Annotated in this window: 21 protein-coding genes; 9 read left to right on the top strand and 12 right to left on the bottom strand. The window is 61.7% G+C overall.

Annotated features, from left to right (window positions below):
• Positions 1–34 precede the first annotated feature (34 nt).
• Positions 35–1,051: a LacI family DNA-binding transcriptional regulator gene (locus tag KSW38_RS06465; protein WP_216923757.1), complete on the top strand. Its 1,017-nt coding sequence runs from the start codon at positions 35–37 to the stop codon at positions 1,049–1,051.
• 65 nt (positions 1,052–1,116) lie between these two features.
• On the opposite strand, the gene KSW38_RS23620 is transcribed toward KSW38_RS06465, so the two are convergent.
• Entirely contained in the window at positions 1,117–1,251 is a 135-nt protein-coding gene (locus KSW38_RS23620; protein ID WP_256449684.1) for a hypothetical protein, read from the bottom strand.
• A 44-nt stretch (positions 1,252–1,295) separates the two neighbouring features.
• On the opposite strand from KSW38_RS23620, the gene KSW38_RS06460 reads away from it, so the two are divergent.
• Complete coding sequence (locus KSW38_RS06460) at positions 1,296–1,502, top strand: hypothetical protein (protein ID WP_216923756.1); 207 nt, start codon at positions 1,296–1,298, stop codon at positions 1,500–1,502.
• Positions 1,503–1,553: 51 nt separating this feature from the next.
• Here the strand turns inward: KSW38_RS06460 and KSW38_RS06455 are convergent, their stop codons facing one another.
• From KSW38_RS06455 to KSW38_RS06440, 4 genes are all read right to left on the bottom strand, one after another.
• Entirely contained in the window at positions 1,554–3,848 is a 2,295-nt protein-coding gene (locus KSW38_RS06455) for a beta-L-arabinofuranosidase domain-containing protein (protein ID WP_216923755.1), read from the bottom strand.
• 505 nt (positions 3,849–4,353) lie between these two features.
• Entirely contained in the window at positions 4,354–5,256 is a 903-nt protein-coding gene (locus tag KSW38_RS06450; RefSeq protein ID WP_216923754.1) for a carbohydrate ABC transporter permease, read from the bottom strand.
• Complete coding sequence (locus KSW38_RS06445; protein WP_216923753.1) at positions 5,256–6,215, bottom strand: carbohydrate ABC transporter permease; 960 nt, start codon at positions 6,213–6,215, stop codon at positions 5,256–5,258. Before KSW38_RS06445 ends, KSW38_RS06450 begins: the two co-directional genes overlap by 1 nt.
• Before the next feature lie 66 nt (positions 6,216–6,281).
• Positions 6,282–7,553, bottom strand: a complete 1,272-nt coding sequence (locus KSW38_RS06440) for an ABC transporter substrate-binding protein (protein WP_216923752.1) — start codon at positions 7,551–7,553, stop codon at positions 6,282–6,284.
• A 295-nt stretch (positions 7,554–7,848) separates the two neighbouring features.
• On the opposite strand from KSW38_RS06440, the gene KSW38_RS06435 reads away from it, so the two are divergent.
• Positions 7,849–8,850 (top strand): LacI family DNA-binding transcriptional regulator, encoded by a 1,002-nt coding sequence (locus KSW38_RS06435; protein WP_216923751.1) that lies wholly within the window; start codon positions 7,849–7,851, stop codon positions 8,848–8,850.
• Positions 8,847–11,252, top strand: a complete 2,406-nt coding sequence (locus tag KSW38_RS06430; protein WP_216923750.1) for a glycosyl hydrolase family 95 catalytic domain-containing protein — start codon at positions 8,847–8,849, stop codon at positions 11,250–11,252. Before KSW38_RS06435 ends, KSW38_RS06430 begins: the two co-directional genes overlap by 4 nt.
• A 21-nt stretch (positions 11,253–11,273) precedes the next feature.
• Here KSW38_RS06430 and KSW38_RS06425 read toward each other — a convergent pair whose 3' ends face one another.
• The 6 genes from KSW38_RS06425 to KSW38_RS06400 all read right to left on the bottom strand — a co-directional run bounded on the left by KSW38_RS06425 (position 11,274) and on the right by KSW38_RS06400 (position 19,066).
• Entirely contained in the window at positions 11,274–11,657 is a 384-nt protein-coding gene (locus KSW38_RS06425; RefSeq protein ID WP_308169294.1) for a DUF7793 family protein, read from the bottom strand.
• A 236-nt stretch (positions 11,658–11,893) separates the two neighbouring features.
• Positions 11,894–13,081, bottom strand: a complete 1,188-nt coding sequence (locus KSW38_RS06420) for an acetyl-CoA C-acetyltransferase (protein WP_216923749.1) — start codon at positions 13,079–13,081, stop codon at positions 11,894–11,896.
• 80 nt (positions 13,082–13,161) lie between these two features.
• Positions 13,162–15,249 carry a 3-hydroxyacyl-CoA dehydrogenase NAD-binding domain-containing protein gene (locus KSW38_RS06415; RefSeq protein WP_216923748.1) on the bottom strand — a complete coding sequence of 696 codons (2,088 nt, stop codon included), beginning with the start codon at positions 15,247–15,249 and terminating at the stop codon, positions 13,162–13,164.
• A 2-nt stretch (positions 15,250–15,251) separates the two neighbouring features.
• Positions 15,252–16,445 carry an acyl-CoA dehydrogenase family protein gene (locus KSW38_RS06410; protein WP_216923747.1) on the bottom strand — a complete coding sequence of 398 codons (1,194 nt, stop codon included), beginning with the start codon at positions 16,443–16,445 and terminating at the stop codon, positions 15,252–15,254.
• Positions 16,412–17,659: a CaiB/BaiF CoA transferase family protein gene (locus KSW38_RS06405; protein ID WP_216923746.1), complete on the bottom strand. Its 1,248-nt coding sequence runs from the start codon at positions 17,657–17,659 to the stop codon at positions 16,412–16,414. Before KSW38_RS06405 ends, KSW38_RS06410 begins: the two co-directional genes overlap by 34 nt.
• A 30-nt stretch (positions 17,660–17,689) precedes the next feature.
• Positions 17,690–19,066: an MFS transporter gene (locus KSW38_RS06400; RefSeq protein ID WP_216923745.1), complete on the bottom strand. Its 1,377-nt coding sequence runs from the start codon at positions 19,064–19,066 to the stop codon at positions 17,690–17,692.
• A 432-nt stretch (positions 19,067–19,498) separates the two neighbouring features.
• On the opposite strand from KSW38_RS06400, the gene KSW38_RS06395 reads away from it, so the two are divergent.
• The 4 genes from KSW38_RS06395 (at position 19,499) to KSW38_RS06380 (ending at position 23,345) form a co-directional block, all read left to right on the top strand.
• Positions 19,499–20,530, top strand: a complete 1,032-nt coding sequence (locus KSW38_RS06395) for a LacI family DNA-binding transcriptional regulator (protein WP_216923744.1) — start codon at positions 19,499–19,501, stop codon at positions 20,528–20,530.
• 84 nt (positions 20,531–20,614) lie between these two features.
• The gene (locus KSW38_RS06390; protein WP_216923743.1) at positions 20,615–21,616 is read left to right on the top strand and encodes a VOC family protein; all 1,002 of its coding nucleotides are present in this window, start codon (positions 20,615–20,617) and stop codon (positions 21,614–21,616) included.
• 29 nt (positions 21,617–21,645) lie between these two features.
• Positions 21,646–22,188, top strand: coding sequence for a carboxymuconolactone decarboxylase family protein (locus KSW38_RS06385; RefSeq protein ID WP_216923742.1), 543 nt, complete (start codon positions 21,646–21,648; stop codon positions 22,186–22,188).
• Between the two features lie 47 nt (positions 22,189–22,235).
• Positions 22,236–23,345, top strand: a complete 1,110-nt coding sequence (locus tag KSW38_RS06380) for an alcohol dehydrogenase catalytic domain-containing protein (RefSeq protein WP_216923741.1) — start codon at positions 22,236–22,238, stop codon at positions 23,343–23,345.
• A gap of 65 nt (positions 23,346–23,410) precedes the next feature.
• Here KSW38_RS06380 and KSW38_RS06375 read toward each other — a convergent pair whose 3' ends face one another.
• The gene (locus tag KSW38_RS06375) at positions 23,411–23,941 is read right to left on the bottom strand and encodes a cupin domain-containing protein (protein WP_216923740.1); all 531 of its coding nucleotides are present in this window, start codon (positions 23,939–23,941) and stop codon (positions 23,411–23,413) included.
• Positions 23,942–24,090: 149 nt separating this feature from the next.
• On the opposite strand from KSW38_RS06375, the gene KSW38_RS06370 reads away from it, so the two are divergent.
• The gene (locus tag KSW38_RS06370; RefSeq protein WP_216923739.1) at positions 24,091–25,158 is read left to right on the top strand and encodes a fumarylacetoacetate hydrolase family protein; all 1,068 of its coding nucleotides are present in this window, start codon (positions 24,091–24,093) and stop codon (positions 25,156–25,158) included.
• Positions 25,159–25,164 lie beyond the last annotated feature (6 nt).

Below are 25,164 nucleotides of genomic sequence, written 5' to 3'. Positions count from 1 at the left end.
GTAGACTAAAGCCGGGAGAGATAAAGGGGTCACCATGGCGGGTATTGAAACGAAGGCCGGAACAGGGAAAGTAACGCGAACCGACGTTGCGCGCTACGCGGGCGTCAGCACCGCCGTCGTCAGCTATGTCATCAACGGCGGGCCCAAACCGGTGGCTGCCTCCACCGCCAAGCGGGTACGGGAGGCCATCAAGGTACTTCAATATCAGCCGAATGCCACCGCGCGGGCGCTTACTATGGGTTCTGCCCGGCTGCTGGGGATGATCGTTCCGGACAGCACCAATCCATACTTCGCCGAACTGACGGACGCCATTGCCCAAGCAGCCGCAGCCCGCGGCTATGCGGTCCTCGCCGCCAACTCGCGCACCGATCCTGAAACTGAACGGCAGAACACCCTCAATCTTGTGTCGCGACAGGTTGATGCCATCATCATGGCAACGGTCCTTAGCCCCAGCGAAGTAGCAGCCATGCCTGTCCATGGCATCCCGCGGGTCCTCATTGACCAGTCAAGTTCAGTACACGGCATCCCCACCATCAGCACGGACTTTGAGCAGGGTGCGGTCCTGGGAGTGCAGCACCTCATTGGCCACGACCACCGGGACATCGCCATCCTCGTAGGCAAGGACATCGACCCTGCTCGCACAGACCCGCGTCACAACGGCTGGAGGAAAGCCCTCCGGGAAGCCGGGCTGCGTGAGGGTCCCGCGGAATTCACGGACTTCACGCGGCAGGGCGGCTACGAAGCAACGCTGCGCCTGCTGGAACTCCAGCAAAGGCCCACCGCCATCTTTGCCAGCTCCGACCTCCTTGCCGTGGGTGCGTTGCGGGCTATCCACGAAGCGGGTCTGTCCATACCGGATGACATCGCGGTGGTGTCGTTCGATGGAACCTCCGAATCGGAATTCAGCTGGCCGCAACTCACCACCGTCAGGCAGCCCATCAATCAAATAGCAGAGCGGGTCATCGCCGCAGCCCTCTCCCCTGCCAGCTTGGGCGATCACGCTCTGCTCCTCGCCACGGAACTCGTAGTGCGGAAGTCATGCGGCTGCTGATCCCTTCAGACCAGGGCGACGCCCGTCCAGGCCAAAGCTTGGGCGCGGCGCCGTTCTTGGAGGTGTCAGGCGCTCACTGACTTCAGTTGCGGGTAGACGGCGTCCAAGGGTGCACTGAAGCCGGCCTTGAGCTGCACGGACGTTTCATCTCCGAGGACTTCCTCCGCGCCCGTCTCAACGGCGTCGAATGCTGTTCCCACCAAGTCAGCAGGCGCCGTTTTAGGTTCGACGACGACATGCCTCCTTGCACGAGGAGACCGATGAGGTCTGGAACCGGGTGTTCACGGTCTACGTCGACGGAATGTTCCGCCTGACCCGCGCCATACTTCCGATCACCCCATCTGTAGCTTTGGCCTCACGGTTGGCTGCCTCCATGATCTTCCTCATCGAGGACCGAACAAACATCTCCGGCGCCGTCCTGCCATCGGACGGCGCGTGGTCAGTGCAGTAAGAACAGCCCGAGCAGTCCTTACTGCAACCGTGCAGTGAGGACCTCAACTTTTCAGCCCAGCGAATCCGCGGCATCGGTCAAGAGCAGCAGGCGTCTCAACCTTGGCATCGTGTGGCCCGGCCGAGGAGCAATGACCAGGCGGGCCTCTGAGCTGCCGTTGCTGTTGAACTCAATCTCACTGACACCGTCCGGCCCTTGCGTGACTGTTACTGCCGTCCCGTTGTCTGCCCTCGAGAGAAGGAACGATTCCTGCTCGTTACCCTGCACGCTTTCAATGCGAAGGCTCGTGCCGATCATCGTCCAGTCGCGCATCACGAGTGTGAGCGGCTCTTTGGGGCGCAGCCAGTGTGCCCCGTCCGGTGTCATTCCACGCTCGGCATGCTGAGCGTTAACTTCGTGATCGAGTTCAGGCTGCTGCTCCCCGAAGGTGATCCCGTCCACCACCCGTGCTTCCAAGGCGGTAGATGCCCGGTCTTGCTCCGCTAACTTCTCCTGGATTTCTCTGACCTGCATTTCGTCCTGAGCCATGGGCCAAGAGAGCCTGTACCGGGCGTCGTGGATCCTGTGTAGAGGCTTTAGCCTCAGCCTCTGCCCATCAGAGGCGCGAACCGAGAGCTCGTCGCTCCCTTCGTAGTTGGTTTCCAGCCCACTGGCAAGCAGGACAGGCGTCTCCGCCAGCGGCCTGAGCGGCCCTGAAGCGATGTGGCCCGTCCTGGCCCCCGTTGCCCGGTAGCGCAGTCCATGGTCGGGAATCTCTTCGGCCAGGACCGTTGGTCCGTACCTGATCCAGGCCCACGGGGAGTTATCCGCCGCCCGGACCACCTGCAGTTCACGGTCCAGACTTAGCAGGATTTCCTCCGACCCCTCCCACACGCGGCGCAACCGCCACCAACCACCGTCCTCGTCGATCCTCCGGCCGTCGGGGAGCTTGCCCTTGGCACCTAGCGACCATTGCGGTATGCGGATTGCGAGGGTGAATTCCTTCGGTTCCTCCACGCTCACCCGGACGGTGGCGGTGTTCCCGGAGGGTAAGGCAGAGTCAATGGTGACCCGGACGCCCTGCTCGCTCCAGTGGACTTCCGTGGCCAAAAGCCAGGTAATACGGAGTTCGTCGCCATCGGTGACGTACACATGGGATCCATGCTTTGCGTGAGCTTCGTATCCAGACCCCATGCAGCACCAAAAGCCGTCCTGTTCCGGCGAGTACACCCGGTAGTGGCCGGGACGGTGGGAAGTGAAGTAGACCAGTCCGCCGTGCCAAGGGTGCTGCGTGGATAGCACATGGCTGCATTGAGTGACCTCGATGTAGTCCAGATACCGGTCCTCCCCATCCAGGAGGTAGAGCTCCGCTGCCAGCTTGACCATGTTGTAGCTGTTGCAGCTCTCGGGGCCCTCCCGTCCGAGGAACATTGGGGAGAAGTCATCCCTACGGTGGAAATGCTCCCGAACACTGTTGCCGCCAATGGCGCTGCTGCGCCGGCCAACGACGTCGTCGAAGAAGTTTCGGGCGGCTTGCCCTATGCGCGCCGTCGCTGCATCGTCCAACCCGAGTTCGCGTGCAGCCCTGGCAATTGCGGCGTAGCCCACTACGACGGGAATCTGAGTGTTGGCATGAAGACCCGCAAGTGAGTCCTGCGCTCTTTCACCCGGTAGAGAAAGCACCCGGGTTATCAGCTCTTCCCGGATGAACCTCATGGACAGCTTAAGGTAGCGCCCATCCTGCCGGAGAAGTGCAAGGCGGGCGAACGCTTCAGTAAGACCGCCGAACTCGGTCTGGATTATGAGCTCGAGTGCTTCCTGGTCCAGTCGGTCCATGGTTTCCAGCCACCAATTGGCGAGCTCATCCAGGACCTGGTCCGCCTCTGCGGAGGGAACATTCCATGCGACATCCACCAAGCCCGCCAGCGTCTTGTGCAGGTTATACAAGGGAACCCAGCGCCCATTGAGCTCAAAAGGGGAAGCGCTAATGTCTCCCTGAACGAGTTCGTCCCAAAGCTGCCGCCCTTGAGGTACGCCGCCCAAGTATCCTGTCCCGGAGGCCTGCTGCACTTCCCGGAGTCCGGACAGCAGGCTTCCAAGCATCTTCTCCAGGCGTGGGTCACCGTCCCCGGCTACAGCGTGGGCCAGCGCTGACAAGACGTGCCCTGCCGTATGGCCGTTAAGTCCCGTCGATTCCCATCCGCCGTAGAGCCCAGCCGTAGCCGGAAGGCCCGCTTCTTGCCGGAAGGGCGCCAGAAGACGATCAGGATCCAGCCGCAGCAGCACTTCACGGTTCACACGCTGGGCTTCAGCGAAGCGGCCCTCACGGAGCCGAATCTGTCTGAGCGGCCGGTAATTAAGAGCCATCGTCATAACCTTCCGTGGAAATGCAGTTGAATGGCAGCAGCCCAATCGAACTATGGCAGCGAAGCCGTTTTTCCTGTCCATAAACTTCGCCGAAGCTGCGCAAAACCCGGGGAACTCTTGATCCAACTGCAGCATGGTTGAACCAGCAGGATGCAGGAGGAGCCATGAAGCGCATTACAGCCACCCCAACCTTTGGCGGAGCACCCAAGGGAAACTCCCCGGTCAAAGTGCCGAGCGGAGTAACGCATCCGACGACGGGGTGCAGGACTCCCTGCCCGACGGACCTGCGAGCCAAATCGTGTGGCTTTGGCATTCAGGAGACAAGCGCCCAGCTCTGGCCCGATTGTCGGGACTGAAGGATTTCCGGAGGCGTACCCACGCCTCGAGCTCGAGCCCGAGGCGTGGAGAATGTCTCTCTAGCCTGTCTCGGCGGCGATCGACCATGGTGTGCGCAGGACGCGCGAGGTCTGGGGTAATTCATTTGCGCTCGAGGTGTGTTGCAGCATCAGCCCTTGAACGCCCCATCCATGATCCCGGACACCATTCGCCGGCCGACAAAAAAGAACACGATCAACAGGGGCAGCGTAGCCAGGAACGAGCCGCCCATGGCCAAGGCAACATCAATCGTCCGGTTGGCCTGGAGCTGCTTCAGTGCGATCTGCACTGTGAACAGCTCCGGGGATTTCAGGACAATGAACGGCCACATGAAGTCGTTCCACACGCTGGTGAACGTGATTAGTCCAAGCACAAACGCGGCCGGACGCACTACCGGGAATGCGATGCCCCAGAACATCTGCCACGAATTGGCACCGTCAATGCGGGCAGACTGGATAAGCTCGTCGCTCACGGTGGTCGCCATGTGTTGACGCATCCAGAAGATACCGAACGCGCTGGCCAGCCCAGGAACGATGATTGCTTGGAGCGTGTCCACCCAGTCAAGTCCGGAAATGATCAGATACTGCGGAATCACACTGAGCTGGGCAGGAACGGTCATTGTCAGCAGGACGATGAGGAACAACAAATTCCGGCCGGGGAACTGAAGCTTGGCAAACGCGAACCCCGCCATCGCGCACATGATCGCGGAAACGACCGCGATCGTGAGCGAGACAAATACGCTGTTGATCAACGATGCGAAGAACGGAACGGTATCAAACACCTTCGCTGCGACGTCGAAGAATTGCGTGCCCGGATACATTCGGGGCGGGATTGAGGTCACAGCCGTGGCTCCCGCAGACGCGATCACAAACATGTAGTACAGCGGGAATACCGACACGGCGACGGCGAGGGCGAGGAACACGTACACGCGACGGCTGACTCCGCGCTTGCCGCGTCGCGTGGGGTGAGGTCCTGGCTTCACCCCGGGTGCGAGGAGCTGCTGCGGGATAGCCTCATCGATTACATCGGACATCAGCGGGCCTTTCTCGTACGTGTGGACAGGAAAAAGTTAAGGAGCGATACGAGAACGACGATCACAAACAGCACGACGCCGATTGCGGAACCATAACCAAACTTGAACAGGCCAAAGCCCTGCTCATAGAGAAAGAGGGAGAGCGTCTGGCACTGTCGGCCCGCCCCGCAGGTGAGGCCGGATTCGGGCGATACGAGAAGCGGTTCTGTGAAGATTTGCAGCCCGCCAATGGTTGACATGATGACACTGAACACGATGATGGGGCGCAGCGACGGGATCGTCAGATGCCGGAACTGCTGCCAGCTCGAAGCTCCGTCCACGGAGGCCGCCTCGAACATCTCCCGGGGCATCGACTGCAGTCCAGCGAGGTAAAGCAGTGTGTTGTATCCGAACCAACGCCACATGACCATCGCCGAGATCAGTATCCAGGAGCCGTAGTTGGTCGCAAGGAAGTTCACGGACGGGAGCCCGAACAGCCCCAGGACCCAGTTGATGAGGCCAAAGTTCTTGTCGAAGATCTGAGCGAATACGATCGCTGTCGCTGCGACGGAGGTGATGTAAGGAACAAGCAGTGCCATGCGAAAGAAGTTCGCCCAGCGCAGACGCGCATGGTTGAGCAGGTGGGCGAGAAAAAGTGCCAGAAGTAGCTGTGGGATTGTCGAGATCAGGAATATCCCGAACGTGTTCAGGAGTGCATTCCAGAACCTGCCGTCCGCAAAGAGCAGCTCAAAGTTCCTCAGACCAACGAAGGTCTGCTTCCCGATGGGATTCCAGTCAAAGAGCGAGACGTAGAAGGTGAAGACGAGGGGAAAAAGTCCGAAGACTATGAAGATCAGGAAGAAGGGCGCAACGTACGCGTAGGGAGCAATCCGCTCCGAGAGCGGGTTACGGATCCGCGTGGCCTTCTGAATCGGGCCTTTGCGCTGTTTGCGGGAAAGAGTGGCTGTCGCCGATGACATAGGTGTACCTCCGTCAAGGAGTGGCCCGGCCCTGTTCACGCCGGGCCACTCGGGTGGGTGGGACGATCAGCCGCCGATAGCCTGCTTGGCCGTCTGCAGGGCGGTCGTCCAGGCCTTATCGGAGGTGACACCGCCGGCTTCCAACTGGACAAGGGTGTTCAGGAGCGCACCGTTGATGGGGGTCGTGTCGGGGCCGTTGTAGAACGACGGGAATTGCTGAACGGAGGTGGCCATAACTTTGCCGATCTTCGAGTCTCCGAAGAACGGGTCAGTGTAGTCAAGGACTGACTGGCTTGTAACCGCGGAGGTCGCCGCCGGGAAGGTGCCTGATTGCACGAAGTGGTCCGTTTGACCCTCAGCCGACATCATCGTCTTGATGTACTGCCAGGCCGCCTCAGGGTGCTCCGCCCGGGCCGGGATGGCAATAACGCTGCCTCCCCAGTTACCCCCGACGCCGGGCACGCTGGCGATGCGCCACTTGCCTGCGGTGTCCGGGGCGTCGGTCTTGATGCCTTTGAGGATCCAAGAGGGAGCGATGGTGACGGCAAAGGCACCGTTCGCGCGGCCTGGAGCCCAGCCCGAGGACCACGCCGCAATACCGGCGCTGATGCCGGCGTCATGGGTTTTCACGGCGACGTCGAATGCGTCTTTCACCTGGGGGTTCGTGTCGTAGACGAGCTTGCCCTCGTCCGAATAGTACTTCTCGCTGACCTGGTTAACGGTCGAGAAGAAGACGCTGGTCTCAATGTTGTCAACGAAGGGCTTGCCGGTGGCGGCCGTGTACTTCCGCCCCATTTCGATAAACGAGGGCCAGTCCTTCCACATGGCAGCGACTTCTTCGGGCTTCGTCGGCAGGCCGGCCTGCTCGAAGAGATCCGCACGGTAGGCGAAGCCCAGTCCTCCGACATCCGTCGGAATGCCTATCACTGAGCCGTCAGGCGCGGTCGCAGCACCTGCAGCCCAGCCTAGGTAGTCGTGGGCGATGTTGTCGCCGCCCAGGCTGCGCAGGTCCACGAAGTTGGAGCTGTTCTCTACGAACTTGGGCAAGTCGTCATTCTGGATCATAACGAGATCGGGAACCTTGCCCCCCGCCAACGCGGCTGTGAGAGCAGTTGCGGTCTCGGTGGTGCTTCCGACCTCAGTCAGCTTGACCTTCGCGTCGGGCACCTTCTTGGCGTACTCATTGACGCTGTCCTTCGCATTGATCCCGGTGAAGGACCAGAAAGAGACCTCCGCATTCGGGCCGGCTGGTTTTCCGCCGCCACCGGAGGAGCATCCGGTGAGAGCGAGGGCAAGTACTGCTGCAGTGGCGGCTATCGCCGTCAAGCTTCTTTTCACGACAATTCCTCTTCGTTGGGGCCTTGGAAGTGATCTCAGAGCGTTCGATCTGGACTGAGAGAACGATCTCTGGCTAAACGGTAGCCGTCGGTTCAGGACCACGCAATAGCAATCTGCGAGAACAGATAAATATCGAGGTATCGATCTCTATACTGTTCGATAACCAAGTTTCGCCAACGGGGCGCGTTCAGCTGACGGGTTTCTGGATTCCATGGGAGCCTTGAGATCGAAGTCTGGAGCTGGCCTGCAGCCACGAACCAAGGCCCATCGTCGACAACCTTAAAAAGGATGCACAATGCCAAGACCCACGCTGGTAGACGTTGCCAAAATCGCAGGCGTGTCCCGAGCCACGGCTGCGCGGGTACTTGCCGGCGAGACGAACGTCGACGCCACGATGGCTGCGGCTGTTGAGCAGGCCGCCAAGGAGCTGGGCTATGAGGCCAACAGCGCAGCTCGCATGCTGCGCGGAGGGCGCGCGGGAGCGATCGCACTCATCATCGCCTTCAACGAGCTGGACAGCCTGACAGGCACGTTCTTTACCGCAGTGCTCAAGGGCGCTGCGAAGGGACTTTACGCTGGGGAGGTTCAACCAATTCTGGTCCCGGCCGACCACGACGATGGCGACCGTATCCCACGGTTTCTGCGCTCGGGGGCAATAGACGGTGCAATCGTCATCCTTCAGCACGAGATCACGCATCTGGCGCAGGCGCTCATCGACTCCCCCGTTCCGATCGCGTGGGTTGGGCAACCCCGCATCGCGCTTGCTCCCGACGCGATCGTCATCGACTCCGACAACTACGGGGGCGGAAGGCTGGCCGCCCGGGCGCTCGCGGACGCCGGACGACGACGGCTGGGCATCATCGCGGGCCCCAACGATATGGAGCCAGCCCGCGAGCGTATCAGGGGCTGGCGCGACGAGCTGGCGCGGCTCGGCATCGACGACAGTCCGATCGTGCACGGCGAGTTCACCCTTGTGAGCGGTTCAGCCGCTATGGCACGGCTCCTCAAGCGATACCCAGACCTCGACGGCGTCTTCGCGTCCTCCGACCTGATGGCGAGCGGGGCGATCCGGGTACTCCAGGCAGCAGGTCGACAAGTCCCGTCCGACGTCGCCGTGATCGGTTTCGACGACGTCTCCATCGCGACCACCATGGATCCAACACTCACGACAGTTAGACAGCCGTTGGAGGATATGGGCCGGGTCGCCGCAGAGACCCTACTCGCGGTCCTGCGTGGGCGCGACGTCGAACGGAGGCCGATTCTGAGCACTTCCCTCGTCCAGCGAGAGTCAGCATGATGAACGGCCTTCCACCCGCCACCCCCGGACGGCAAGGGCCGGTCTTTGTGACGGCAACGAACGCCGGCACTTGGGAGGAGGGGCTCATTGTCGGGAGTGGCCGGGTCGGCGCGGTCGCGTACGGTCCCGCCGACGCCATCACCATTTCCTTCGCGCACGAGAACTATTTCCTCCCCGTGAATCCGCGGCCTGACGCACCCGACCTCGCTCCTGTGCGGAGGCGGCTACGGGATGCCCTACTCTCGGGTGATGCGGACACCGCAAGCGCCGCGCTCAGCCATGGCGTCCGCGCCAGCGGCTATGGGGACGACCTGATCTGGACCGACCCACTCGGGCTTTGCGCGACACTGACCATCCGTACCCCCGGCGGCGTATCTGAGTCGCAGCGGACCGTCGATCCGCTTCTTGGCGAGGTTGCGATCGAGTGGACCGATCTCGATCTTGGACGGCACGCGCTCCGGCTCATCGCCCCGTACGGTAGCGAGTCTGTCCTGCTTGCGCTCGAGGCTGACTGTGAAAGCACCAGCATTCTCGAGCTAGGTCTGGGTGCCGGCGCACCAACGTCCTTTGACACCGGTGTGCCCGACGCTTCCGCCGTGGTCAACGCGAGTTTCGAAGGTGGGGCCCGAGGCATACTCTTTGCTGATGCAGGCGACGGACCCACCGCCATTCGTGCTGCCGTTACTGCCGTGACGGAGACGACGTGGCAGGCCGATGGAGGTCTTGCACACTCAGGCGTACCGACAGGGCCCGAGGTCCCGCGGGTGATCCGCGTCGACATCACGCTGGCGTCCGACGACCTAAGCGCTGAAGCGGCCGGTGACATGCCGACGTCGTGGGACGACGTCCGCAACGAGCAGCGGGAAGCGCTTTATCCCCTTACCGGCGCGTCAATGCTTGATCTGCAAAGCGGCTCGTCCGAGACACGAACCGAGGAACTTTGGGCAACGGCCCGGGCCGGTGACGAAAGTGCGCGACGCCGGGTGGTCGAGGCCGCGTATTTGAGCGGACGGGCGAACATCATCGCCTCCACAGGTGAGCTGCCACCAACCCTCCAGGGCGTCTGGCAGGGAACCTGGCGCCCTGCCTGGTCAGCCGACTACACACTGAACGGCAACGTACAGAACGGCGCCATGGCCGGTATGACTACAACTGGCACCCCGGAGCTTGCCCTGTCGCTCCTCAACCTCGTACTCCCCCACCTGGACGATTACCGCGATAACGCACGATTGGTCTTCGGTGCCGAGGGAATGTTGTTACCCTCGCGGATGTCGACACACGGCCGCGCTAACCATTTCGCCGAGCAATACCCCCACCTGTTCTGGACCGGGTGCGGCGGCTGGGTTCTGCGAATCGTGGCCGACGCCCTCACCACTACCGGCGATCGATCCATCGTGGACGACAGAGTGTGGGAAATGGCCGAAGGGGTTCTCCGTTTCGCCGAAACCGCATTTCCTAAAGTCGGCGGCGTGCGCAGGATTGTCCCTTCTTATTCACCCGAGAACACGCCCGGAAAAGCGCGAGTCCCCCTCGCGACGGACGCGACGATCGACGTCGCCATTCTGCGCGATTCTGCCCGGGCGACCAAGCTGCTTGGCCGAGCCCGCGACGACGACTCGCTGGATGCACGATGGTCTCATGTCCTGCGCCAACTGCCGGCCTATCGCGTGGCAGGTGACGGCACACTCGCCGAATGGCTCGACCCACAGTGGAACGAGAACATCGCGCACCGCCACGCCTCCCAGCTCTACCCGCTGTGGTACGAGATCGATCCGGCCTTCGACGGCGACGGTGAGGAGGCGGCACGATTGCGTGCAGCCGCCTCTGAAACCGTGAGGAACAAGATAGCGTGGCGTGCTGAGGCGCCCACCGCGCCCCCTGGACGCATGGAGATGGCGTTCGGCTTGGTCCAGGTCGGGCTGGCTGCTGCAGCGCTCGGGGATGCGGCGGCGGCAGAGACCTGCGTCAACTGGCTTGCGATTGACCACTGGAGCCCGACGCTGACAACGACGCACGATGCGGGCAGGATCTTCAACTTGGACGCAAGCGGAGGTCTTCCCGCACTCGTTGCTGCGATGTTGCTTGGGTCCACCACCGAGTCGCTGTCAGTGCTGCCCGCGGTACCCACCGCATGGCCGCGCGGGTCCGTGACGGGACTTCGCGCACGCGGAGGGCTCGCCGTCGATCATCTTAGTTGGGACACACAAGGTGCCTCCTTCACGGTGCGTCGACTTCCTGGAGCCGAATGGCTGGCACCATCGGCGGGGACGCTGGTGCGGCTCCCCCGTCCGGCGTCGATCCGCATTGACGGCAAGCCAGTGACGGGAGTACGACTCGAGATCGGCGAGTGTCCGGTTCACGTCGAGCTGGAATGGCTGAGCGTCCAAGACGCCGGGCTTTAAAGCCGCATGCCGCCCTACGGATCAGGAAAGCCGAGTACCGAGAAGCCAGGCCATGGCCTCGTCGCGGGAAGTGAAGTACCGAGTGGGACACGGGAGTGTGCGCCGTGCCATAGCAAAGTTGGCAATGACACGATCGAGTGGACTTGAACCAAGCAGCGCAATCCGCGAAGCGGCACACTTCACACTGAAAACGGACCTGGCTTGGCGGGTCACCGCTTGGGTGTTCGCTATGTCGATCAACATCGGGTATTCCACACCGTCTGCAAGCTCATTTACCTTCGCCATCGCCCCTTGTACATCCGGAGCCTCCAGAACAGTCCCTGGCTTCCACACAATCCGGAGAATTCCCTCGGCAGCCAATTCCACTGTGCCTTTGCCGCCGTCAACCATGATCGGTTTCATCATTTGCTCCCCCAGCATCTTGTTGAAGCCAAGACTAACTGCCTGCTTGAAGATGCGTACAGAAGTTATGCAGAAAGTTGGCAGGGTGCCATTACCTCGGAATCGAGACGCTTCTGGTGGGACACCACTCTCGGCTCGGGCGTCAGTTTCCGAAGTCATCTGCGTCGGCAATGCTTCTCGATAAGGACTTGGTTGTTGGCGTGGCTCTTTGAGGCCACGTTGAGGCCGTGACTACTTGATCACCTCCACAGAAGGAGCGCCTCGCCCTGGCCTCCGCCGCCGCACAGCGCCACTGCCGCTTTGCCGGTGCCGCGACGTTGCAGCTCGTACGCTGCGGAGACCACCACCCGCGCGCCGGAGGCGCCAATGGGATGGCCCAAGGCGATCGCTCCCCCGTTGATGTTGACCCTGTCCATGCCGATCCTGAGCTCCGCAGCTGCATGCAGGGTTACCGAGGCAAACGCCTCGTTGATCTCCACGAAGTCCAGCTCGTCCGTACTCCACCCTTGCCTCTCAAGCGCTGTTGCGATGGCACGGGCGGGCTTGTCAGGCAGCGAGGTATCGGGGCCAGCTGTCTGTCCCGGGGCGCCCAGCACTGCCATGATTTTGAGACGGTGGGCTTCTGCATAGCTGCGCGTTGTGAGGACGACGGCGGCAGCGCCGTCATTGAGCGGGGAGGCATTGCCGGCGGTAATGGTGCCCTTCGGGGAGAACGCAGGCCTCAGCTTGCCCAGCGACTCTGTGTTGCTGTCCGGACGCACACCTTCGTCTGTGTCTACCAGCTCGGACTCTCCGCGCCGCCGGGGCACTTTGACCGGAGAGATTTCCTGGTCGAATACCCCCGCCGTCTGGGCGGCCGCTGCCCGTCGGTGAGAGTCAGCCGCCACCCTGTCCTGATCGGCGCGGGGAATCCCAAGGGCGTCATTGGCGCTATCCGTGGCCAGGCCCATGGCCTCGTGGTCGAAGGCATCGGTGAGTCCGTCGTGGGCAGCTGAGTCGATCAACGTGGTGTTTCCGTAGAGATGCCCGGCGCGGGACCCTGGCAGCAGATGCGGGGCATTACTCATGGATTCCTGTCCGCCGGCAACCACGACCGCGGCTTCACCGAGACGTAACAGCCGGCTCGCCTCAATGATTGCGCTCAGCCCGGAGAGGCACACTTTGTTGACGGTGACGGCGTGCGCGCTCAGCGGGATGCCGCCGGCGACTGCTGCCTGGCGGGCAGGATTCTGTCCTGCTCCGGCCTGGAGCACGTGTCCCATGATGACGGCGTCGACATCCTTAGGGTGCACGTTGGCCCTTTCGACGGAAGCACCGATTGCGGCACCACCGAGTTCGGTTGCGGACAGCGGGGCAAGCTGACCCATCAGCCGCCCTTGCGGCGTACGGGCGGCCCCGACGATGACGACATCTAGTTGGGGGTTCATTTTCTTCTCCTCGGACGGGACGGCAGGACGGAAGGGCCGGGACGCAGCGTATGGCGACCCGGCTGTTGATCAGGACGGGGCTAGCTAACGGCGGAAACGGGGACGCGCATCCCGGGATGGAAGGTACTGCCAGCCTCCCGATCCAGAAGGGGTGTCAGGCCGCCGGTGTGAAAGGGATAGTTGGCGCCGAGGACCATGCAAAGATCGATCTGTTGCGGGCCGGCAACGATTGACTCTTCCAGCATCGCCGTCACTTCCTGGGCCAGCGCCGCCAGCACGTTCGTGCGGACCTCCCCGGAATCCGTCGGGTGGGCCGGCGGCAGGAGGGCGGCGGCGGCAGACGAGATTCCGCCCTCGTTGTCAAGGTAGCCCGGGAGCCCTGCCGCCACCACAGCGGTCAGGCTGCGGCTCACGCCAAAGCGTTCCGGATACGCCCGGTTCAGGGTCTCGCAAATGTGTAGCTGCACGCCCGGGCCGATGTACTGGAGAAGTTGCAGCGGAGTCATGGGCAGTCCCAGTGGTTCCAAGGCGCGGTCCACAATACCGGGGTCGCCGCCGTCGTCAATCAGTGACAGCACTTGGTCAATGAGCCGCGTCAGCAAGCGATTCACCACGAATCCGGGAGTGTCCTTGACGAGCACGGCTGTTTTCTGAAGTCGTCCCGCCAGGTCAAATGCCGTGGCCAGCGCCTCTTCGTCTGTGTGTTGTGTCGCGACTATTTCCACGAGCGGCAGCACGGCCACTGGATTGAAGAAATGGAAGCCAATGAGTCGCTCGGGGTGGTTCAGAGTGGCACCCATGGCCTCGACCGACAGGGAGGACGTGTTGGTCAACAGCAGCGCGTCTGGCCGGATGAGCGGTTCGACTTCTGCAAACACAGCGCGCTTAAGATCAAGTTCTTCGAAGACTGCCTCAATGACCACATCGCAGTCCGCCAATACCGCCTTGTCCGTCCCGCCGGTGATTAGAGCGAGAATGTCGTCGGAGTCCTCAACCGCGAGGCGGCTGGCGGAAACCTGTTTGTCCAACTGGACACCGATCCGGCCCAACGCGGAATCGACGCGTTCCTGGGACAGATCCGTGATTCGCACCGGGAGGCGCAGCTTTTGCGCGAAGATCAGCGCGAGCTGGCTGGCCATCAGCCCAGCTCCGATAACGCCCACGGATCGAACCGGGAGGGGCTCAACAGCTGGCCTGCCCGTGGGCTTCTTCACCATGGACTGTGTGACATGGAATGCATAAATGCTCGCTCGGGCCTCATCGGAGAGCAGCAGTTCGCCGAACGCACGAATCTCTGCCGCTGATCCCGTGGTGCCGCGCGGCGTTCGGGCTGCCGCGGAGATCAGCTCCAAGGCACGATAGGGTGCGGGGGCAGCGCCATGGAGACGCGCGTCCAGCTTCTTGCGCATCGCGTCCAGGGCCGTGAAAGGGGCGACGGCGCCAAAAGGCTTCCGTTCTTTGTCTGGGCCCATGTGCGCTGTGGCTGAGTCCTTTCCGGAGAGGATGCCGACCGCGAAGTCCAGCGAGGCTTGCAGGAACCCGTCCCCCGGGAGCATGCGATCGACCAAGCCAATGTTGGCCGCCGCCTGCGAAGAGAGCGTCCTGCCCGCGAGCGAGTCTGTGACCACCAGACGTGCCGTGAGGTCCGGGCCAAGGAGTTCCACTGTGCGCCGAATACCGCCCCAGCCCGGAATCAGGCCGAGCCGGACTTCCGGAAAACCCAGTGCCCGTGCAGAGTGGGCGACAGTGCGGTAGTCGGCATGCAGTGCCAGTTCCAGCCCGCCGCCCAACGCGACGCCATTGATGAAGGCGAACGTTGGAACAGATAGCGCGGCCAGGCGACCCAACGCCGTTAGGCCTTGGCGCGCCACATCCTCGGCCTGTTCCAGGGTGGTGAGTGCTGTCATCACTTTCAGGTCTGCTCCGGCACAAAACACCGGGCCTTGACCGGTGACAGCAACTGCGTCAACCCTGGAGAGGTCCAAGGAGTTCAACGCGGCCTCGAACCCGGCCAACGATGTCGGCCCCATGGTCACAGGGCGATGCCCGGAGTTCGTCAAAGTCAGAAGTGCAAAGCGGAATCCAGCATGGTCAATGTAGGTGGTGGAAGTCGTAGTGACTGACTTCCCGGACTCTTGAGGTACCTCGATGCGGGTAGCTGTTTCCATGGCTACGAAAAGCTCGGGATGCCAGTGATCGCACGGCCCATGATCAGCGTGTGAACCTCGTCTGTACCCTCGTAGGTGCGCACGCTCTCCAGATTGTTGGCATGGCGCAGCGGTGAATACTCAAGCGTGATCCCGTTTCCGCCAAGGATGGTGCGGGCAGAACGGCAGATCTCGATCGCTTGGCGGACGTTGTTGAGTTTGCCGAAGGAAATCTGCTCGGGGCGTAAGCGTCCAGCGTCCTTGAGCCGCCCTGTCTGAAGGGCAACGAGCGTTCCCTTCTGGATTTCCAGGACCATGTCAACGAGCTTTTGCTGGGTGAGTTGGAACGAGGCGATCGGTTTGCCGAATTGTATGCGCTCGTGCGTGTATGCCAGAACACTCTGGTAGGCGTCCCGGGCCGCACCCATCGCGCCCCACATGATGCCGTACCTCGCTTCGTTGAGGCAGGAGAACGGACCACGGAGGCCGACCACGCCCGGTAGTACGGCACTTTCTGGCAGTTGAACGTTCTCAAGGGTGATGTCGCACTGGATCGACGCCCGCATGGACATCTTCTGGGATATCGGAACGGCGGAGAAGCCCGGCGTGTCGGTGGGGACGACGAAGCCGCGGATGCCGCCGTCGGTCTTCGCCCAAATGATCGCGACGTCGGCGATGGATGCGAGGCCTATCCAGCGTTTCGCTCCGTTGAGGACCCAGCCCAACTTTCCTCGAACGGCCCGGGTGACCATCCCCGCGGGGTCACTGCCGGCAGTGGGCTCGGTGAGGCCAAAACAACCGATTAGTTCCCCGGCCGCCATGCCCGGCAGCCATTGTTGCTTGTGCTGCTCCGAGCCGAACTTGGAGATCGCGCTCATGGCGAGAGAGCCTTGCACTGACACAAAAGTCCGGATGCCGGAGTCACCGGCTTCAAGTTCCATTGCGGCGATCCCATATTCGACCGCGCTGCGGCCGCCACAGTCGTAGCCGCTCAGGTGCATTCCCAGGAGGCCCAGGCTCCCCATTTCCTTGACAAGGTCCTGTGGGAATACAGCGTCCTCGTACCAGGAATTGATGTTGGGACGGATCCGGTCATCGACGAACCGGCGGACCTGGGTGCGCAGGTCAAGCTCCTGCTCCGTAAGCAGGGAGTCGATGTCGAGGTAGTCGGTGGCAAGGTCGGTCACGTGTGTGCTCCCATTGGTTGATGCTGGCATTTGCTCTTTTGGTCCAGATGTTGCGGTAGCTTCGTTGTTGTGGGTCCGTGAAGCCAGGCGGACACTTCCTCAGCGTCCTGGCCGAGCCGTGGCGGCCGGCGGTGGTAAGAGACGGGCGTCTCTGACAGGCTGATCGGATTGGCCGGCAGGCTGACGGTGTCGGTTCCTTCCCCGACGTCGACGCGGGCGTTCAGTCCGAGTCGGCCTGCCATCGCGAAGGCGCCAGCAATGTCATTGACGGGACCGCAGGGGACCCCGCAAGCCGACAGCTCGCGGTACCAGTGCTCTGCGCTTTGACCCATGGTTTGCGCACTTATTGCCCGATCGAGTTCTTCGATGTGGGCCACGCGCGACGGATTGGTAGCGAAACGGGGCTCTTCGGCGATATCAGGGATTCCGAGTGCAGAACATAATTGGGCGAACTGCCGGTCGTTGCCTACGGCGATGACGATTTGCCTGTCCGACGCCGGGAACAGCTGGTAGGGCGCGATCGAAGGGTGCCGGTTACCAATGATGCCCGGAACGAAGCCGCCGGCGGTATAGCCAACGCTCTGGTTGACCATACTGGATAGCAACGTACTCAGTAGGTTCACTTCGACGAGTTGGCCCCGGCCTGTGGACTCCCGAGCCCTGAGGGCGGCCAGCACGCCAATCGCCGCATGCAGCCCGGTCAGCACATCTACCAAGGCGACCCCTGCTTTTACAGGTTCGCCCGGCCCAGGACCGGTCACACTCATTAGTCCTCCAACGGCCTGCACCAGGAGGTCGTAGCCTGGCAGGGCTGCCGCGTCATCACTCGAACCAAACCCCGTGATGGAGCAATACACCAGCTGTGGGTTAATCTCTGCGACCTGGTCGTAGGACAAGCCGTGCCGGGCCATGGTGCCTGGACGGAAGTTTTCGATCAGCACGTCCGCGCGCCGGATAAGCTCCACCAGGTCCCGATGGTCGGCAGGGTTGGCCATGTCAGCGGTGAATGATCGCTTGTTGCGGTTCACTGATAAGAAGTATGTAGCTTCATGATCGTCGGTAAACGGCGGGCCCCATTGCCGGGTGTCATCACCTAGGCCGGGCCGTTCAATTTTGATGACATCGGCGCCAAGGTCACCGAACAACATTGTTGCGTAGGGTGCTGCCAGCACCCGGCTGAAATCGGCAACGAGTATCCCGGTCAGTGCGCCAATTGGCTGCTCCTGGAAATCGGCGTCAGTCATGTGGTTCTCCTTTCGGTCGAATCACAGGGATCAATGGGCGGCCGCGCGCGGCGCGTTATTGAACAGCGATGTCTGAACGATCAGCATGATGGCGGCCGCAGCCAGCGGTAGTACGGTGACTTGCAGCAGCCCGGCTCCCTGCCAACCGAATTGAGGCACCAGCGCTGCGAACAGCAGGCCGGAAAAAGCTGCGGAGCCGTAGTAGCAGGTGACGAACAGCCCGGCGGCTCGCCCCACTTGGTGGGGACGGACTGCCCTTTGGATCACGCTGTTGGTGTTGGGGAAGAAGACTCCGGTCCCGAACACGCCCATGAGGCAAGCGAAGACGCACTGCCACACGAAGGTTGCCTGCACTACGTAGATGAGCACGCCGAGAACAGCCATCACGGCCAGGGATACGATCAACAGGATTCTCTGGTTGATCCGGTCACCGATCCAACCACCGAGCAGGCCCGCCAGACCACCCACACCGACAAAGCTCAGCGCCAGTGCTGATTCCCCGGTGGATACGCCCAACTGCGTGGTCAGGAACGTGGGGTACAGACCCAGGAATCCATATAAGGCGAGGGCCCCGCATCCGGAAGCTGCAGCGATAGCGAGTGAGTTACGGTTGTAGGCCTTGGCCGGCATGTAATCGTAGGAACCCTCCACGCCGGTGGTGCTGATAGCTTGCTCAGTGAATTTGCGGCTGACGGTGAACATCGCTGTCACTGCCAGAACCAGGCCAAGAAGTCCGAAGATGGTGAACGGGGCCCGCCACGTTCCAAATTGGCCAGCGAACATAATGCCGAGTCCGGGCCCGAAGGTTGCGCCCAAGCCAAATGCGAAGCCCAGAATCCCGAGGGCAAGGCCACGACGGTGGTGGAAGAACGCGCCAACAGCTGCGAACAGGGCTGCGGCTTGCATCCCCTCGCCGAGCCCGGAGATGATCCGGTACACGGCCATGTCTCCCCACGATGTTGCGAGCGGGGTAGCCAAGGTACCTAGTGAGTAAATCGCGATGCTGACCAGCAGGACGGCTTTACGCGAGAACCGCTCCACGAGGAAACCTGCGGGAATTCCGGCGACAGCCATACCCAGGGTAAATACCGTGGCCAGAAGTCCACCTGTCTGGAGGTTGAAGCCGTACTCTTTTGCGATCGTGGTCATGAGGGGCGCGAAGACCTGCCGGTCCATGGCGTTGAGCATGAAAGTGATGGCCAAGACCCCCAGCGACACGGCAGCAATGAGGTTCGTTGCCATGCCCTCGGGGTTGTTCTTGACCCTGGATGGGGCCGGACTGGCCGGGATGGCATCCATGGAGATAGCGTCCATCGGCTCAGGGTAGGTGGGGACTGCGTGCTTAACGCTGGAAGCCGCCGTGCCAGGGGCGCTCCCGGAACTGGAAGTATTTGGATGGGACATCATTGTCTCCTTGTAGAGGACTGGCGTTGTATGGGGCTTGCGTTGTATGTGGCTTGCATCAGCGGAGTGCCTGGCTGCAAGGGCCAGTTCGGAATGCTTGAAGTGGGCCAACCTGTAACGCAGGAAGGGGTTGGCTGCGCAGTAAGGCGGTGGGAACTTTCTGCGATTCGATGTAGTGCTAACGATAGCACCGAGTGGCATCGAGTCAAGAGCGGCTACGAAAATCACCATCAAGAAGTTTTGAAACCAGCAAGAATCCAATGATTACACTCGCATTGGGAGCCAACGACAAGGGGCTAACATTTCTTCGATCCAATGGATTCCCCTTGACGTCGCAGACAGCCGTGCTATCGTTAGCATCAAGCCAGGGGGTTTGGGCTACAAGTCAAACCACCGAAAGCAATGACCCACGAAGAGATTTGCCCAGGAGGAACGATGGTTACGACCAAGGATATCGCTGCGCATTTGCAACTATCCGTCTCTACGGTCGGCCGCGCACTGGCCGACGACGCCCGCATCAGCGAGCAGACCAAGGTGCGTGTCCGCCAGGCCGCTTCGGAGCTTGGCTACGTCGGTAACCGGGCGGCCAGGATGATGCGTGGCGCCTCAAGCAACGTCGTCGGGCTTGTCATCCCGGATGTCCGCAACAGCTTCTACTCGACCATCGCCCACGAATTGTCCGCGATCATGGCCGGGGAGGAGTATCAGCTGATGCTCGCGGAGACGTTCGATGATCGCCTGATCGAGCGGCGGCACCTCCGTGAGTTGTCCGCCAGTCACGCAGCAGGAGTGGTGATTGCACCGACACCCAACCCCCACGGGGACTCGGTCAACCTGCTGCGGGGCATGCCGCACGTCCAGTTGCTGCGCCGGCATGCATCCCTGGGCGGTCAATGGTTCGGCCTCGACGACCAGCGGGCGTTACAGGATGCCACGGCGCACTTGCTGGAACTCGGGCACACGCGGATTGCATATATCGGCGCTTCCGAGGACCTGCCCACGGGCCGGGAACGGCTGGAGGGCTACACCCAGGCACTACTCGCCGACGGCATCCCGCCGGCCTCTGATCTGGTCGAACTCGGGCCTCCTGCCTCACCGGAGCATGCCAAGGAAGCGATCCGCCGGCTGCTGAACCACCCAACCCCGCCAACCGCCGTCGTACTGGGCTCCGTGCAACACACCGTTGGGCTGCTGGACGCGGCCCTGGAGATAGGAATCGAGGTGCCCAGTGAGCTTTCGGTCGTCGGGTTCGGCGATCAAAGTGGATTCTCCTGGTGGGGGCCTGGCCTCACCACCATAAGTCTCCCTATCGGAGACGTGGCTACGTCCTGCGGACTTTGGTTCATCCGCAGGCTCAACAACCCGCCAGCCGGCAACGATCCCTATGAGTCCGTCTCGGCGGGCTGGCTCGTACCCCGCGGAAGCACCGCCGCGCCGCGGGCGGAATCGCGCAAGCGCTCCGCCTGACATCGTGACCACTACAAGAGATGCGCACCTTCTGCGCACGAAGATTAAAGGGTGCTGCCCCTAGCACCAATTGGAGAAAACATCATGCTGCCACCGGTCGACTTGCGCCCGCCGTTCAACATCAGCCGAACCAGCCATCTACGACTTAATGTCGCCGACCTGGCCGAGAGCCGTAAGTTCTACACCACGGTCCTGGGCTTGGTGGTAAGTGACGAGGACGAATCGACAGTTTACCTCCGCGGCCTGGCGGAGGCTTGTCACCACAGCCTCGTATTGGAGAAAAGCTCCGACGGCGGCACCGCCCGCAGGATTGGATTCCGAGTCTTTTTCGACGAGGACCTTGACGAGGCCTACCGCTATTTTCGTGACCGCGGCCTCCCCGCCGAGTGGGTGGAGATGCCGCATCAAGGCCGCACACTCCACGTTTCGGACCCTATTGGCACCCCATTGGAGTTGTGCGCAACAATGTCCACCCGGCCGCGCCTGCACATCAATTTCGAGCAATACCAGGGTGCCCATGCCCAGCGGCTGGACCACTTTCAACTGCTCGTCCCGGACGTCTATGAACTATGCGCTTTCTACAGCGGACTGGGGTTCCGCAACTCGGAGTACTTGGAGCATGGCGACGAGCTGATCGGTGCCTTCATGTACCGAAAGGGCACCTGCCTGGATCTGGCCATGGTGCCCGGCGACGGTCCCAGCCTTCACCATTTCGCTTACACCGTTTCCGAAAGCCACGATATCTTCACCGCCTGCGACTTCGCTGGAATCCTGGGTTACGGCGACGGGGTGGAACGCGGCCCGGGACGACATGGACCCGGCGGCATGCTGTTCAGCTACCTTCGCGACCCGGACGGCCACCGCGTCGAAGTCTTCAACAGCCACTACCAGACTATCGACATCGAGACTGAACCTGTGCGGTGGGATGCCACGTCGGTCAGCACCAACGCCCGATGGGGACTCCCGGCCTTGGAAAAGTGGTACTTCGAGGCCTCTGCTTTCGTTGACGTCCCCTTGAAGTCTCCTGCCACTCCCCCATCCCCCATGACGCTGGAGAAGTTCCTGTCCAGCCCACAGCCTCGCTGATCCCAACCCGAACTGGAGTCCAATACATCATGTCCCGAGTTCCTTCCCTCTCCCGTGACCATGCCGCGTCGGCTGATCATCAGTCTCTATGGGACCGCCTCGAAGCCGAGCGCAAAGTACCTACGGCCAACATTTTCCGCACGCTGGCGAATGCGCCTGTCCTTTTAGATGCCTTCCTTTCCTACGCCAACGCCTTGCGTGACGGTTCCAAGCTAAGTCCGAAACTGCGTGAACTGGCGATACTGTCCGTCGGCCATGCCACCGGTTCCGAATATGAAATCGCCCACCACCAGTCGCACGGGCGCAAAGCCGGGATCACAGAAGAACAACTGGGGGCCGTTGCCTCCGCGGAGGATTCCGGGCTCTTCAACGAGCCAGAGCTTGCCGTCATTGCCCTTGCCAGGGAGTCCACGACGCATGTGCACGTATCGAGTGCTACGTGGGATGCTGCCGCTGCGCATCTGGACGACCAGCAGATGGTGGAGCTAACACTGACCATTGCCTGGTACAACTCCGGAGTTCGCATCATGGGACTGCTCCACATTGACCTGGAAGACAGCTACCGCAAGTAGCTTCCGGCCCCACCCCAACCAACCCCTCTATTCAAGGAGCCCCGTCAATGACGATGATGCGCGCCGCACGACTGCACAAGATCGGCGAACCCATGTCGATCGACACCATAGAAGTACCAAAACCCCGGCCCACAGACGTTCTTGTCCGTGTCAAAGCTGTCGGCATCGTCCCGAACATGGCGAACGTCATTAACAGCTGGCCAACGTGGTTCCCACATCAACCCATCCCGGCCTTCCCCGCGATATTCGGGCTCGACCCCACTGGCGTAGTGGAGGAGGTCGGAGAATCGGTCATCAACGTCAAGCCTGGTGATCGGGTCTATGTGAGCCCTTTGCGCTCATGCGGCAGCTGTTATGCCTGTTCAGCGGGCACCCCCAGCCGCTGCCGCTACTACACACTCAACGGCTACTTCAGCACTTCCCGCGACGGCCAGCGGATTTTCGACCAGTATCCGTATGGCGGCTTCAGTGAATTCATGACTGCACCCCAACAGGCCCTGGTCAGGATCCCGGACAATCTACCCTTCGAATTGGCCGCCCGCTTTGGCTATATCGGCACAGCATACGGAGCGCTACGTCTGGCTGAGGCGGGGCCAGGAACCGTTGCCTTGATCGACGGTATAACCGGGACACTGGGTGTAGCTGCCACTGTGCTCTGCCTCAGCATGGGCGTGGCCAAGATTCTGGGCACCGGACGCAATCAACAGTTGCTCGAGAGGGTGAAGGCACTCGCACCGCGCAGAATCGAAGTGCTGACGCTTGGCGAGAAGTCGAGTGGAGAATGGGCCAAGGAACGTACCCGCGGGGACGGTGCACACTTCGTCATCAGCGCACTCGGTGCCCGGGCCGATGCTGCGGCCATGGTCGACTCCATGAAGGGAGTCAGGCGGGGCGGTCGCGTCGTGAACGTCGGCGGGGTCTCCGAAGAGGTTCCTGTGGACATGAAATGGCTCATGGACGAGCAGGTTCAAATCATCGGCTCCAATTGGTTTACCGCAGCGCAGGGCCAAGAAATGGCGGACATGATCGAAACGGGAACGTTGGATCTGTCCTATCTGGAGACTGAGGCGTTTCCGTTGTCGGAAGTCAACACCGCAATCTCCGGTCGGCTGAAAGACCCTCGTGGCGGCTTCAGCAACTACATCGTTCTCCCCTAGCAAGTAAGCGGTGCCGGTCATTCCCAGGAGCGACCGGCACCGCTTACGGATTAACCCAACAGCACTCAGGCGTCGACGCCGGTGAGCACGAAAGCCACCGTCGCCGGCGCTTTCGTCTTGTTACGCCACGCATGCCGCGCCGCAACCTGGACGATGGTGTCGCCCGGCGTGAGCTGAACCTGGACTCCGTCGTCCAGTTCGAGCCACACCTCTCCCTCCAACACAACTCCATAGTCGATGCTGGGCGTTTTGTGCATGCCGTTGGGCTCGAATAGTTCAGCAAGATCCGGAGCGTAGGCCTCCAGTTCCTGCCCTGCTGCCAGCGGGTCAAAGTCCGGACTCATCACCACGGAATCGGGCGCGTAACGCACGATCAGGAAGCTTGCACCGCCCGGGCCGGGGACCACAGGACCATGGTTGTTGGTCGGCTCGGCTTCAGGAGTCTGGCTTGTAGGCGTTCCAGCGGTGAACCAGACCCTGATCTGCGATTGCCCCGGCATGCTCTCGAAGTCGTGGCTGTGGGGCACCACTCCGTCCGAGACCAACACCGACTTTCCTGCGGAGTCGGTACCCGTTACTACCCTGCGAACGCTCATTGTGGATCCTCTCGTCAGATCATGCCATCGTTAGCACTATCGCCCACGGCTGTTTTCCTGTCAATGCTGCCGCGTTGTACTGCTCCATCAGGCGGTAGTCATAAAAATAGGTAGTGACCCGCCGCGATCATTGTGCTATCGTTAGCATTATGTTCGACGAAGATCATCAAGAACCTGAATTTGCCCCCACAGGAATCGTGCTCGCCCAAGCGGGACGGATGGAAGAGGCGGCTGAGGTTTGGCTCGTATACCAAGGCCGAGCCCTCCCCCTGCGGGACTGGGCGCCGCAGTGGGACTGTGCGAGGTTCGCCTCAATCACTGAACTGATTGGGCAATGGAGCGATCATCACACCGAACTTCGACGACTTACCGAGCTGCCGCAGACCGCACAAACCATCGCCGAAGGCGGTCTCTCCGTAGCCTCGCTCCGTTTCGAGGCCCCCCTCCGCCCCGCTCAACTCTTCTGCACTATCGGTAACTACAGGCGCCAGGTGGTGGAGGCCGCCGTCGACGCCGGTCTTCCGACCGAAGCCGAGCGAGTGCGTGCCGCGACGCTGCAGGCGCTCGACCAGCGCCAGCTACACGGCTCGCCCTATATCTGCCTGACCAGCGTGGACCGCGTTGGAGCCCCGGTCGGAGAGCTGGGTCTGGATCCGGAAGTGGACACCTTGGACTGGGAAGTTGAGATCGGCGCCGTCATCGGCTCGCCCCTCTCGCGACTCACACTCCCCGAAGCGTCGGCAGCTATTGCCGGCTACTGCGTGGTCAATGACCTGACAATCCGATCACGCGTTGTCCGGCCTGACCTTCCAGCTCTGGGCAGCGACTGGGTGCAAAGCAAAGGCATGCACGGATCGCTGCCCCTTGGACCTTGGTTCGTACCTTCATGGCAGGTTCAGGACCCTTCCGGCCTCCGGCTGCAGCTCTGGCTCAACGACACGCTGATGCAAGACGACACAGCAGCGGACATGGTCTTCACCATTCCCGAACAATTGCAGTATCTGTCCCAGCACACCAGGCTTCGCCCCGGTGACGTGCTGTGTACTGGCTCACCCGCCGGGTTCGGACTCCACCACGGCCGCTTCCTGCGGCCGGGCGACGTCGTCAAGGCTTCGGTAACCGGCCTGGGCGAGCAGATCATACGGTGTGCGGAGGTAGCTCCCGCCCCGGAACACATTCAATCCAACTCCGGCCGCACCGGCCGGACACTGACATAGGAGCAC

The organism is Paenarthrobacter aromaticivorans (assembly GCF_019038615.1).
Taxonomy (GTDB): Bacteria; Actinomycetota; Actinomycetes; order Actinomycetales; family Micrococcaceae; genus Arthrobacter; species Arthrobacter aromaticivorans.
This window is presented reverse-complemented; position numbering and strand designations above follow the sequence as displayed.

Excerpts from the sequence above, each read along its gene's own strand:
- KSW38_RS06450 (WP_216923754.1), bottom strand. The coding sequence starts at position 5,256 with ATGTCCGATGTAATCGATGAGGCTATCCCGCAGCAGCTCCTCGCACCC.
- KSW38_RS06425 (WP_308169294.1), bottom strand. The coding sequence starts at position 11,657 with ATGATGAAACCGATCATGGTTGACGGCGGCAAAGGCACAGTGGAATTG.
- KSW38_RS06370 (WP_216923739.1), top strand. The coding sequence starts at position 24,091 with ATGTTCGACGAAGATCATCAAGAACCTGAATTTGCCCCCACAGGAATC.
- KSW38_RS06415 (WP_216923748.1), bottom strand. The coding sequence starts at position 15,249 with ATGGAAACAGCTACCCGCATCGAGGTACCTCAAGAGTCCGGGAAGTCA.
- KSW38_RS06400 (WP_216923745.1), bottom strand. The coding sequence starts at position 19,066 with ATGATGTCCCATCCAAATACTTCCAGTTCCGGGAGCGCCCCTGGCACG.
- KSW38_RS06410 (WP_216923747.1), bottom strand. The coding sequence starts at position 16,445 with ATGCCAGCATCAACCAATGGGAGCACACACGTGACCGACCTTGCCACC.
- KSW38_RS06385 (WP_216923742.1), top strand. The coding sequence starts at position 21,646 with ATGTCCCGAGTTCCTTCCCTCTCCCGTGACCATGCCGCGTCGGCTGAT.
- KSW38_RS06435 (WP_216923751.1), top strand. The coding sequence starts at position 7,849 with ATGCCAAGACCCACGCTGGTAGACGTTGCCAAAATCGCAGGCGTGTCC.
- KSW38_RS06375 (WP_216923740.1), bottom strand. The coding sequence starts at position 23,941 with ATGAGCGTTCGCAGGGTAGTAACGGGTACCGACTCCGCAGGAAAGTCG.
- KSW38_RS06430 (WP_216923750.1), top strand. The coding sequence starts at position 8,847 with ATGATGAACGGCCTTCCACCCGCCACCCCCGGACGGCAAGGGCCGGTC.
- KSW38_RS06445 (WP_216923753.1), bottom strand. The coding sequence starts at position 6,215 with ATGTCATCGGCGACAGCCACTCTTTCCCGCAAACAGCGCAAAGGCCCG.
- KSW38_RS06420 (WP_216923749.1), bottom strand. The coding sequence starts at position 13,081 with ATGAACCCCCAACTAGATGTCGTCATCGTCGGGGCCGCCCGTACGCCG.
- KSW38_RS06455 (WP_216923755.1), bottom strand. The coding sequence starts at position 3,848 with ATGGCTCTTAATTACCGGCCGCTCAGACAGATTCGGCTCCGTGAGGGC.
- KSW38_RS06380 (WP_216923741.1), top strand. The coding sequence starts at position 22,236 with ATGACGATGATGCGCGCCGCACGACTGCACAAGATCGGCGAACCCATG.
- KSW38_RS06390 (WP_216923743.1), top strand. The coding sequence starts at position 20,615 with ATGCTGCCACCGGTCGACTTGCGCCCGCCGTTCAACATCAGCCGAACC.
- KSW38_RS06395 (WP_216923744.1), top strand. The coding sequence starts at position 19,499 with ATGGTTACGACCAAGGATATCGCTGCGCATTTGCAACTATCCGTCTCT.
- KSW38_RS06405 (WP_216923746.1), bottom strand. The coding sequence starts at position 17,659 with ATGACTGACGCCGATTTCCAGGAGCAGCCAATTGGCGCACTGACCGGG.
- KSW38_RS06465 (WP_216923757.1), top strand. The coding sequence starts at position 35 with ATGGCGGGTATTGAAACGAAGGCCGGAACAGGGAAAGTAACGCGAACC.